7 protein-coding genes are annotated in these 11,678 nt (G+C 66.7%); 2 read left to right on the top strand and 5 right to left on the bottom strand.

Going from position 1 to position 11,678, the window contains the following annotated elements; translation table 11 throughout:
* Positions 1-1,274: 1,274 nt before the first annotated feature.
* From EP380_RS14535 to carB, 3 genes are all read right to left on the bottom strand, one after another.
* Positions 1,275-2,057, bottom strand: coding sequence for a hypothetical protein (locus EP380_RS14535; protein ID WP_127599098.1), 783 nt, complete (start codon positions 2,055-2,057; stop codon positions 1,275-1,277).
* 83 nt (positions 2,058-2,140) lie between these two features.
* Positions 2,141-2,380, bottom strand: a complete 240-nt coding sequence (locus tag EP380_RS14530) for a hypothetical protein (protein ID WP_127599097.1) — start codon at positions 2,378-2,380, stop codon at positions 2,141-2,143.
* Positions 2,381-2,790: 410 nt separating this feature from the next.
* Positions 2,791-6,285 carry a carbamoyl-phosphate synthase large subunit gene (gene carB / locus EP380_RS14525; RefSeq protein ID WP_127599096.1) on the bottom strand — a complete coding sequence of 1,165 codons (3,495 nt, stop codon included), beginning with the start codon at positions 6,283-6,285 and terminating at the stop codon, positions 2,791-2,793.
* Between the two features lie 562 nt (positions 6,286-6,847).
* Between carB and EP380_RS14520 the strand changes: the two genes are divergently transcribed.
* A complete protein-coding gene (locus tag EP380_RS14520) occupies positions 6,848-7,255 on the top strand; it encodes a GFA family protein (protein ID WP_127599095.1) in 408 nt (135 codons plus the stop codon).
* 22 nt (positions 7,256-7,277) lie between these two features.
* Here the strand turns inward: EP380_RS14520 and EP380_RS14515 are convergent, their stop codons facing one another.
* Positions 7,278-10,448 (bottom strand): caspase family protein, encoded by a 3,171-nt coding sequence (locus EP380_RS14515; protein WP_127599094.1) that lies wholly within the window; start codon positions 10,446-10,448, stop codon positions 7,278-7,280.
* Between the two features lie 142 nt (positions 10,449-10,590).
* Positions 10,591-11,151 (bottom strand): cytochrome b, encoded by a 561-nt coding sequence (locus tag EP380_RS14510; RefSeq protein WP_127599093.1) that lies wholly within the window; start codon positions 11,149-11,151, stop codon positions 10,591-10,593.
* A 110-nt stretch (positions 11,152-11,261) separates the two neighbouring features.
* On the opposite strand from EP380_RS14510, the gene EP380_RS14505 reads away from it, so the two are divergent.
* Entirely contained in the window at positions 11,262-11,660 is a 399-nt protein-coding gene (locus tag EP380_RS14505) for a MarR family winged helix-turn-helix transcriptional regulator (RefSeq protein ID WP_238719868.1), read from the top strand.
* The last annotated feature ends 18 nt before the right edge of the window (positions 11,661-11,678 follow it).

Here is an 11,678-nt window from a genome sequence, read left to right as displayed (position 1 = left end):
CTTGACTTCGCTCGCGGGCCGTTCCGTCGCTGCGCGCCGGGCCCTGCGCGGGCGCGCCCGACAACGCGGGCGGCCGGCGGTCGCCGGCTCGGCCCTTGGCCGGAATGTCGCGCCTTGCCTGCGGTTTGCTGCTGTCCATTGCCCATGCTCCATCGCTGCCACGCCCGCCGAAGCGTCTGGCCATTGCGGTCGGGAGACGGCGGCCTTCGGCTCGCTCGCCTTTGCATTTCGTGCGATCCGAAGACCGCCGCCCGGCGTTTTTTCGTCCGCGTCCGTTCCGCTTCCGCCGTCCCTTGAGGGACGGACCGAGTGCACCGTCCGGCACGCGCGGGTCGTCATGCCCGCAGGGGAACCCTTGGACGCGGCCGCCCCGGCGCCGGCTTACGAGGCCGAAACGGAGGCGCCGGTTCCCCTCCGCGCAATCACCGTCATGATCGGCGTTCCCGCGAGAAGAACTGGGCAAAGGGTAAGCGAGGCGGCGAGGGGCGTGGATGAAAAAAGCGTGGGGAATGGGGAAGGGGGTTGGGGAGAGGGGGGTGGCGGGCGGCGGCGGCGGTTGGCGCGGGCGATTTGTCCGCGTGGTTCCGTCTCTCCGTTGCCATTTCGGTCAGGGGTTTTTGCGACCGCGCGCCGGGTTTTGTGCCGGAACGTCTGTGATCTGCGCCAGTTTCGCGGCATGGAGCCTGGACAGGCCGCGCTATCGCGTGGCTGTTGGGGTGGTTGCTGAGGTAGCTAAATTAGTTCAACAAAAAAAGACTTGTGTCCGACTGCTTGCGTAATCAATAATTCGAGGTGATATGCAAGAAGCACGGCCAAACTGACGAGGAAATTTTCTGATCGGGTTCCGGCCGATATTAAGATTTGTAGTGAAAAGCTGAAAATGTTGCTTGAAGGTGCGACGGCCAAGTGTGAGACAGTTGAAAGGGACAAGGCCAAGGAGGCGGCTGCGCGCATCAGCAAGGCGGCCAAGATGATGAAGCAGGCAAAGAGGAAAGAGCGGCGACGTCCTAAGCTTGTTCCTAAGGCTGCCTTGTGAGGCTATAGGAAAAGACCTTGTGGCACGTATAACAACCACGACGAATTACGTCGAACTCGATGGCCACCACGGAATGGTTGAGGGCGTCGAATTAACCTGCAATCGTTGCGGGCATACCGAGGAAAGCTACGGTACAGATGAGCCTTCAATACTCCGCTGCGCATATCTCCTACGTGAAAATTGTCCTCGTGGTGAGAAAAATTTCTATGACGTATCCCAGTAAATTTTTAGGTTCTGGTTAGTCGGCATGAGAAAGGAGGCCTGCAATCACACGGCTATCCATCACTAAAGACGCGGCCCCATATGCCTTTAGTAAAAACTCGCCAGTGTTGGATACATCTTTAAGAATGCCGATTTTCTCATATATTTTCCTTAAGGATCCATATGCCTTCTTGAGAACAGCTTCAGAATCGGGCGTTTTATTTGGAACGATCCCTCTTTCGAGTGCTAGATAAGCTCCTATGATGTCTCGCAACGAGGCAACGGTGTAACCCCATCCAAGCCATCCGATTCGCTCGAGGCGGAAACGAAATTGTCGGATTCCATCCAGTATCGCTTGTCTGATGAAGTCTTGTTCATTCAACTGATGTTTTGATAGCCATTTCTCAAGATCATCTGTTAATTTAAGTACCTCATCAATTTCTGAATCGTCAAGTTTAGGGTATGAAATTTTCTTCCTAACAAGAGGAGAAAGCATTTTTATTGGCTGGATATTTTCTCTGCTAAGGTATGTAATTCCTTGTTGATGCCATGTATGCATCATCGTTTCTCGAGAAAACGCCTTTTTTATATGCCTAATATGAATCAGAGCGTCCTTTTTGTAATCTTCGTCAATTTCTAGGTTATTTATAATTTCTCCTAATTGATCTGCTCGCTCGGAAAGGCAGAAGATAATCTGGAAAAATTCGGTAGACCATGTTGGTACAGAAAAGTGCTCTGCTAGATGGTCGTCACCACGTTTGTTGGAAGGTTTTGAGAGGCGTTCGCATGCGTCCGCAAGCTCACGCGCAGGGTCAGTCACTGATAGCATCAAAGCACCAATTTAGCATGTGTCATGTGTCGGTATCTTTGGCGAATTAACTTAGCGTGGATTACAGCACAAATTCAGCAGTTGGATAAGTACTTTGCGCTCTGCAGATTTGAAATAGCAGAGGAAAATTCTTCCGAAGTGGGAGTACCGGTCTTCGCCGCCGCTTGCCGCGAGCGGAACTCATTGGTGACCTGCCAAAATTTGGGGATGCTAAGCCTCGGCGAGCCTAGGAAGGCGTCGGCCTTAAACACGGCGATCACCTCGGCGGCGGCTCTCGTGGTGGCCAAGGTGATGGAAGAGGGCGCTTTCTGCACCAGCCTCGCCGCTGCTCATAGCGCCGTCGTCCTGCGGCCCTTCGACGGCGCTCAAGGCTCGGCATGCGGGTTCAGGCGGCGCTGGTCATGTCGCTGGCGGGCGCGGCGGCTGTGCCCCTTCGCACCCCTCTGTGCTGCCGTCGGCCGGGTCCCCGCTGCTCCACAGCGTGCCGGCGCTCGCCGGCCTTCCATCGTGGCGCCGGCACGATGGATACGCTCCGCGAACCGGCTGCGCGCCCCCTGCAAGGGGGGAGATCGGCCAAGCCGTCCCCATCCCCTCTCTTGCGTTTTCCAGGCACGTGCTCGGGGACAAGCCCCTCGCACATGCGGGAAAACGCTTTCTCTCCCGCAAGGGGAGAGACAGGGCGCCGGGCCCGGCCTTCGGCTATCCTGCCCGCAAGGGGAGAGGCTTAAAAATAATCCTGCAGCTTGCGGACCTCGAGCGAGCCGGCCTTCAAGGCGGCGATGGCTTCGGCGACGGCTTCGGCGCCGGCCATGGTGGTGTAATAGGGCACTTTCTGCATCAGCGTGGCGCGGCGCAGCGACTTGGAATCCGACACCGCCTTCTGGCCGTCGGTGGTGTTGAAGACCAGCTGGACCTGGCGGTTGCGGATGGCGTCCTCGATATGGGGGCGGCCTTCCAGCACCTTGTTGATCTTTTCGGCCTCGATGCCGTTTTCGCGCAGGAAGCGGGCGGTGCCGCCGGTGGCCAGCACCTTGAAGCCGATATCGGCAAGCCGCCTGACGGCCGGCAGCACGCCGGGCTTGTCGGCGTCGCGCACCGACACGAACACGGTGCCCGAGCGCGGCAGGTCGACGCCGGCGCCGAGCTGGGCCTTGGCGAAGGCGAGCGCGAATTCGCGGTCGAGGCCCATCACCTCGCCGGTCGACTTCATTTCCGGGCCCAAGAGGATGTCGACGCCGGGGAAGCGGGCGAACGGGAACACGGCCTCCTTGACGGCGATGTGGGCGAGCTTTTCGGGATCGGGCCTTCCGCCATAGGCGGCGAAGGTGGCGTCCAGGCTCTCGCCGGCCATGACGCGGGCGGCGATCTTGGCGATCGGCCGGCCGATGGTCTTGGCCACGAAGGGCACGGTGCGCGAGGCGCGCGGATTGACCTCGAGCACGAAGATCTCGCCGTCCTTGACGGCGTATTGCACGTTCATCAGCCCGCCGACCCCGAGCGCGCCGGCCAGGGCCGCGGTCTGGCGCTCGAGCTCGGCGACGGTGTCGGGACCCAGCGTGTGGACCGGCAGCGAGCAGGCCGAATCGCCGGAATGGATGCCGGCCTCCTCGATATGCTCCATGATGCCGGCGACATAGGTCGCGGCGCCGTCGGACAGGCAGTCGACGTCGACCTCGATCGCGCCGGCCAGATAGGTGTCGAACAAAAGCGGGTTCTTGCCGAGCAGGGTGTTGATCTGGCCGGTCTTGTCGTTGGGATATTTCTGCTTGATGTCCTCCGGCACCAGGCCGGGCACGGTGTCGAGCAGATAGGTCTGGAGCTGGCCTTCCTCGTGGATGATCTGCATGGCGCGGCCGCCGAGCACGTAGGAGGGGCGCACGACCAGCGGAAAGCCGAGCTCGCCGGCCACCAGCCGGGCCTGCTCGACGGAAAAGGCGATGCCGTTCTTCGGTTGCTTGAGGCCGAGCCGGGTCAGAAGCTTCTGGAAGCGGTCGCGGTCCTCGGCCAGGTCGATCATGTCGGGCGCGGTGCCCAGGATCGGGATGCCGGCCTTTTCCAGCGCCTCGGCGAGTTTCAGGGGCGTCTGGCCGCCGAACTGGACGATGACGCCGACCAGCCGGCCGGCGGCCTGTTCGGCGCGCAGGATTTCCAGCACGTCCTCGTCGGTCAGCGGCTCGAAATAGAGCCGGTCGGAGGTGTCGTAATCGGTCGACACCGTCTCGGGATTGCAGTTGACCATGATCGATTCGTAGCCGGCGTCGGCGAGCGCGAAGGCGGCGTGACAGCAGCAATAGTCGAACTCGATGCCCTGGCCGATGCGGTTCGGGCCGCCGCCGAGAATGACGACCTTGTCGCGGTCGGAGACTTTTGCCTCGTCGGCGGGCGCGCCGGCGAACGGCACCTCGTAGGTGGAATACATATAGGCCGTCGGCGAGGCGAACTCGGCCGCGCAGGTGTCGATGCGCTTGTAGACGGGGTGGACGGCGAGCGCGTGGCGCGCCTTCCTGACCGCCTCGGCGTCGAGGCCGGTGAGCGAGGCGAGGCGGGCGTCGGAAAAGCCCATCGCCTTCAACATGCGCAGGTTCTGCGCGTCGGCCGGCAGGCCGTGCTCGCGCACGCGGGCCTCCATCGCCACGATCGCGGCGATCTGTTCCAGAAACCAGGGGTCGATGGCGCACATGGCGTGGATGTCGGCGAGCGCCGTGCCCATGCGCATCGCCTGGGCGACCTGGCGCAGCCGGTCGGGCGTCGGCGTGCCGAGGGCGGCGCGGATGGCGTTGCGGGCGTCGTCGCTGTCGCTGCCGGGGCCGGCGCCCGGAATCTCGATCTCGTCGAGCCCGGTCAGGCCGTTTTCGAGCCCGCGCAGCGCCTTTTGCAGGCTTTCGGCAAAGGTGCGGCCGATCGCCATCACCTCGCCGACCGACTTCATCGCCGTCGACAGGACCGGCTCGGCGCCGGGGAATTTTTCGAAGGTGAAGCGCGGGATCTTGGTGACCACATAGTCGATCGACGGCTCGAAGGAGGCCGGGGTGGCGCCGCCGGTGATGTCGTTTTCCAGTTCGTCGAGCGTGTAGCCGACCGCCAGCTTGGCCGCCACCTTGGCGATCGGGAAGCCGGTCGCCTTGGAGGCGAGCGCGGAGGAGCGCGACACGCGCGGGTTCATCTCGATGACGACCATGCGCCCGCTCGCCGGGTCGATGGCGAACTGGACGTTGGAGCCGCCGGTCTCCACCCCGATCTCGCGCAACACCGCGATCGAGGCGTTGCGCATCACCTGGTATTCCTTGTCGGTGAGGGTGAGCGCCGGCGCCACCGTGATCGAATCGCCGGTGTGAACGCCCATCGGATCGATGTTCTCGATCGAGCAGATGATGATGCAGTTGTCGGCGCGGTCGCGCACGACCTCCATCTCGTATTCCTTCCAGCCGAGCACCGATTCCTCGATCAGCACCTCGGTCGTCGGCGAGGCGTCGAGGCCGCGCTCGACGATCTCGAAGAACTCGGAGCGGTTGAAGGCGATGCCGCCGCCGGTGCCGCCGAGCGTGAAGGAGGGGCGGATGATCGCCGGCAGGCCGACATGGTCGAGCGCGGTCGCGGCGACGGCCATGGCGTGGGCCATGTAACGCTGCTTGCGGTCGCCCTCGCCGAGATTCCAGCGATTCTCGAGCTCGTCGAGCGCGGCGTCGAGCGCGTCGCCCGACAGCGTCTCGCGCAGGCCGGCGCGCTCGGCCTCGTGGGTCTTGCGGTCGGCGTCCTTGACCTCGGTGGCGTTGGCGAGCACCGATTTCGGCGTTTCCAGCCCGATCCTGGCCATCGCCTCGCGAAACAGCGCCCGATCCTCGGCCATGTCGATCGCCGCGGCGTCGGCGCCGATCATCTCCACGCCGTAGCGTTCCAGCACGCCCATGCGCCGCAGCGACAGGGCGGTGTTGAGCGCGGTCTGGCCGCCCATGGTCGGCAACAGCGCGTCGGGGCGCTCCTTGGCGATGATCTTGGCCACCACTTCCGGCGTGATCGGCTCGATATAGGTGGCGTCGGCCAGTTCCGGGTCGGTCATGATGGTGGCCGGATTGGAGTTGACCAGCACCACCCGGTAGCCCTCGTCCTTCAGCGCCTTGACCGCCTGGGTGCCGGAATAGTCGAACTCGCAGGCCTGGCCGATGACGATCGGCCCCGCTCCGATGATGAGAATGGAGGCGATGTCGGTGCGTTTGGGCATGGCGATCTGTCCGTTCGAACGTTCTTGCGCGAGGACCCGGCGCGGGGCGTCTCCGGGGTGCGCGTGTGGCGCATCGCGGAGCCCGGTCGGTGCGCAAGAGAAAATCTTGTCAGGCTAGGCGGGCCTTATAGGGGAGAGAAAACCGCGAGGGAAGAGCCGAAAGCGGCCGCAACGACGCAATCCAACACACAAACCGGCCACACGGCCATGCGGGCCTATGCCGTTTCGCCGGCGCTGCGCCGCGTGGCCGGGTTTTCGCGGACACGGAAGCGGGGCGTTGGCATATTTCTTGGCGCCGCGCACGGAGCGCGCCATGCCGCGGCGGCCGTTGGAAAGGTCGAATTCGGCGGCCGCATGGATGCGCCTGTCGGCGAGCACGCCGTGTTTGGAAAAACCCCGTGCCGCCCTTGTGACGACGCGTGCCGGCCGGCTTTCGCCGGCGCATGTCCGGCGTATTTTTGCCGATCGCCGGACCGGACGGGTCGCGAATCGGGGGCGCGGGCTTTAGGACAAGGCTGTCGGCCGGCGCGTCCGGCCCTTTCAGACGAGAGCGAGGTGGGTCGTGACCCAAAAAACCGTCGGTGCGTGTTTGTGCGGCGCCGTCGCATTCGAGATCAGCGGCGCGTTCGAGGCGTTTTTCCTGTGCCATTGCCGGCGGTGCCGCAAGGATACCGGCTCCGCGCACGCGGCCAATCTGTTTTCCTCCACCGCGACGATCGCCTGGCTGTCGGGGCACGACAAGATCAGGACCTACCGGGTGCCCGGGACCCGGCACGAAAAGAGCTTTTGCACCGAATGCGGCTCGGCCGTTCCAACGCTACAGGCAGACGGCGCCCTGCTGGCGGTGCCGGCCGGAAGCCTCGACAGCCCGGTGGAGATACGGCCGACCGCGCATATTTGCTGCGCGAGCCGGGCGGACTGGGATACGGGGCTCAGCGCGGTTCCGACACTCGATGGGCTGCCGGGATAGGGCTTTCGAGCCGGCCGGACGCCTATTGCGCGGCGAGCAACGCGATTAGCGCTTTGGCCCGGGCGACGGCTTTTTGCGCAGTCGCGACCGCTTCGGCGTCGTCGATGATTTCGAGCTTCGCCAGACCGCTTTCGCACAACGCCAGGGCCTGGCGCGCGGCCGCCAGGTCGGCGTCGTGGCGGGCCTTTTCGGTGTGCACCTCGCAGGCGGTGTTTTCGAAATAGCCGGCAAAGGCGGGCAAAGCGGGCGCCCGCGCCAGGGCGGCCGCGGCCATCTCCTCGGCCAGCGCCAGGCGGCCGGCGTCGAAATCGGCGCGCAGGCCCTGGACGATGACGAAGGCCAGCGTGTTGGCGGTGAGCGCGATCCCCTGCTGGTTGTCGAAATCTTGCATATGGCGGTTGATCCGGGTTCCGGCCGCGACCGCGCGGTCGATGTCGCCGGGGCTGCCGGTCGCGATCGCCAGCCTCGCGGCCGCGTCGGCATAATGCGCGAAAAGCTCGACGAACGGGACCGGGTTGGTCGCCGGCGCCTGCCACGCCTCGTACTGCCCGATCGCGGTTTGCAGCAGGTCGACGCTTTCGCGCAGACCCTCGGCATCGCCATTAAGGGCCGCCAGCGCCTGCACCGCCTTGCCGAGCTCGGCCTGCGCGAAGGTCGCCAATTGCGGCTCGCCGGCCGGGTCGAAGCCCTCATGGGCGGCCCTGAGCCCGGCGACGGCCTCGTCCAACGTGGCTGCATCGCCCTGGCGCCGGCCGATGCCGGCGCGCACCCGCGCCTTTTGCAGCCGGACCAGCCGGAGCTGTCGCGGATTGGAACCGGCGAGAGGGTCGCGTTCGACGGCGTCGAGCGCGTCCAGTGCCGCGGCGAGGTGCCGCGTGCCGTCCTCGCGCAGGCCGATCGCCACCAGGGTCAGCGCGCGTTGCCACGCTGCGTCGAGGGCGGCGGCCCGCGCGCCGGCCTGGCGGAAGATCGCCAACGCGGCCTCGTGCGCCTCCAGCGCGGCGGAAAGCCCGGAGAGGTCGCCGAAACGGTCCGCCCATTCCAGGCCGATCCGCCCGCCGGTGGTGGCGATCTCGGCCCAGAGCAGGGGAAAACGCTCGCGGTCGAACAGGCCGGCGGTCATGGCGTTCATCTCGGTTGCCGTCGACAGGGCCTCGGTCGTGTTCAGGCGCATGGCGAGATCGAGCGCGATCTGCGGCGCGCGCACCGCGTAGCGCGCCGACACCGGATCGATGTCGCCGTCGGTGTCGAGCATGGCGACAAGCGTGCCGAGCTCGCCCTGCAAGGCGGCGAAAAGCATCAAAGAGGGCGCGGCCGCCCAGCGATAATAAAGCGCCTGCACGTGCCGGAAACGCGCCTCGGCCTCCGTCGCCCGATCCCCGGCCTGGCGGGCGAGGGCGGCGGCCGCGGCGAATTTCGTCCCGGCGTCGGCCAAGGCGGCGGCGTCGCCGGCCGTCAACGCGATTTGCCCGCCGGCGCGCCCCGTATCGAGCAAAAGCCTGGCGCGCTCGCCGGCCGGCAGCGCCTCGGCGTCGGCGCCGGCCGTTTCGAGCACGCCCAGCGCTTCGCGAACGGCGGCGTCGTCGCCGGTTTTGGCGCCGCGCAGCATCAGGGCGCGGGCCAGGCCATGCGCGAAACGGGCCCGCTCGCCGGCGGGCAGGCCATCGCCATCGAGCAGCGTCTCGCGCGCCAGGCGTTCGGCGGCGGCGAGCGAGGATCGCGATCCCTTCAACTCGGCGTCGGTCAGGCGCGCGGCGATTTCCGCGCGGCGGTAGTCCAGCGCTTTTTTGTCGTCCCAATCGGCGAGGATGGCGCGGGCCTCGGCATAGTCGTCGGCGGCCTCGGCGTGGCGGAAGAGCAGTTTTTTGGTCTCCGCGCTGCGGGCAAAGACCGCCGCATCCTCGGCAATGCGGTCGCGCAGGGCGGCGATCTGCCGGTCGCGGGTCGAGCGCAGCGCCGCGACACGCTGCTTGGCGCCGTCGCGCAGCCGATCGGCGGTTTCGAGCGCGCCTTCCAGTTCGGCCTCGTCGGCCAGGCGCGACAGGCGCTCGATCTCCGGATCGGGATTGGCGAGCGCCGCGTTTGCCCGGCGGTTTTCGGCGAAGCGGCCGATTTCGGCGCGCAGCCGCGCCTCGACGGCGGCGGGGTCGCCGGTCGCCTCGACGCCGAGCGCCTGCATCATGGCGAAGACGACGCTCATCGGCACCTCGCCGCCGCGGGCGAGGTTCTCGGCCTGGGTGCGCCGCACCGCCGGCAGGTCGGCGATGGTCAGGAGCAGGCGCCGGCGCTCGGCGAGGATCTCGCCCGGCGGTCCTTCGACCGGCGCGGGCGCCTCGCCGAAATAAAGCAGGCGGCGCAGACTGGCATTCGTCCACGGAAGCTGTCGGCCGTCGGTCTTCAGATAGACCTCCTCGGCCACCATGCGCATGACGGTGCCGAATTCGGTGCCCGCCATGGCGGAGACGTGGCGCAGCAGCGCGGCCGCGTAGGGGCTGTTGTCGCCGGTGCCGTCGAGGGCCGGGCGGCCCGGCTCGGCGGCGAAGCCGATCACCATGCCGAGCGGGCCCGTGGTCGTCCCGGCCGGCGTGTCGGCAAGGGCGCGGGCGCCGCGCGTCTCGGCCAGGCCGCCGGCCGAGACCGGCACCGGCTGGGCGCCGGCGGTGCGTTTCAGCGTCGCGCCGGGCGGGAACGGATTGTCGCGGCAGGCGTCGAGCAGCAGGATGGTGACGGCCACGCTCTCGCGCAGCCGGGCAAGAATCTCGTTGAGCGGCACGAGGCGCTCGGACGCCGCGCCAAGGGCCGACAGGTCCGCGTCGACGGGGATCAGGAAATTCTCGCCGCCGGCCTCGATGCCGTGGCCGGCATAATAAAACACCGCCACATCGGCCTCGGCGGCGTCTTCCACGAAGCGGTCGAGATCGCGGGCGAGGTCTTTTGCGTCGCGGTCGGTGCGGCGCACGGACTCGAAACCGAGATCGGCGAGCAGCTCCTCGATCGCGTCGGCATCGTTTTCGGGATTGGCGAGCCTTGGCAGATGGGCATAGTCGCCATTGCCGATCACCAGCGCCACGCCGCGCAGGGCGCGCGCGTCGTTCTGGGCGGCGGCGACCGCCGGCAGGGTGAAAAGGGCACACACCAGCGCCAGGCCCGCACAAAGGAGCCGCAGCCGCATGCCCGAGACAGAACCGCCCATCAAGGACCCCGGTTTGCGTTCACAGGCACTGTGCCGGGCGGCTGCGGCAAGAGCAAGGCGGCGGGGGCGGGACCGGCGCGGGCGGGCGCACCCACACGCGCCCCGCGCCGGCCGTCATCGGCCCGCCGCCGGTCGCGCCCGCTCAGGGGGCAGGCTGGCGCGCGCGGCCGAGGGCCGGCAGGATGCGGGCGAGGATGCGGTCGCGCTTGACCAGCTGGTGATAGAGTGCCGCGGCGACATGAAGGCCGGTGAGGACGATCAGCGCCCAGGCCAGAAATCCGTGCGCGCGGCGCGGGGCCAGGCCGGAAAAATCGGGCAGGGGAGCCGGGTCGCCGAAGAACAGCGGGCCGGCCGCGCCCGACACGGCGATGGTGGCGATGCCGCTGGCGGCGGCGAGCAGGATCACCGGATAAAACAGCCGGTGGACGAGGCGCGCGGCCCTGGCCTGCCAGGCGGCGCCGCCGCCGACGGGCTCGGGATGGCGGTCGGCGAAGACCCACCACAGGATGCGCGCCAGGGTGAGCGCGAAGACGATCACCCCAAGGCTAAGATGAAGGCGCAAGAGAGCGGCCGTGCCGGAGGCGCCGGCCATCGCCTCGAGCCGCAGGCCGCTCGCGACGAGGGCGAAAAGCACGAACGCGGACAGCCAGTGCAGGCTGGCCGCGACGCTGCCGTAACGATGTTTGGTGCTGGTGAGAGCCATTGCGATCGTCTCCTTGATCGACGCGGGAACTGCATGTTATATAGCATACGATGTAACTAAATAGCAAGCTATGTAATATGGATTTTGTCCGCAACCGATCGGCCGGCTACATGACCAACTGGGCCGCGCGGCTTTTTGCCCGCGCCATCGACCGGCGGCTGAAGCCGCTCGGGCTCGCGTCCGGCCATTTGCCGGTGTTTTTTGCGCTCGGCCAAGGCGCGACCATGACCCAGAAGGCGCTGGCCGCGGCCGCCGGCATCGAGCAGCCGACCATGGCGGCCACGCTGGCGCGCATGCAGCGCGACGGGCTGATCCGCCGCGACCCCGACCCCGCCGACGGGCGCAGCGCGCTGGTGTCGCTGACGCCGGCGGCGCTCGACAAGGCGCCGGCGGTGCGCGCGGCGGTGGCCGCGGTCAACGGCGCGGCGCTGGCTGCGCTCGACGAGGCCGAGCAGGCGGCCTATCTGGCCGCACTCGCCAAGATCGTGGCCGCGCTGGAGCGGGCATGACAATATGGGCCGCCTGTT

The organism is Nitratireductor alexandrii (assembly GCF_004000215.1).
GTDB classification, from domain to species: Bacteria; Pseudomonadota; Alphaproteobacteria; order Rhizobiales; family Rhizobiaceae; genus Mangrovimarina; species Mangrovimarina alexandrii.
This window is presented reverse-complemented; position numbering and strand designations above follow the sequence as displayed.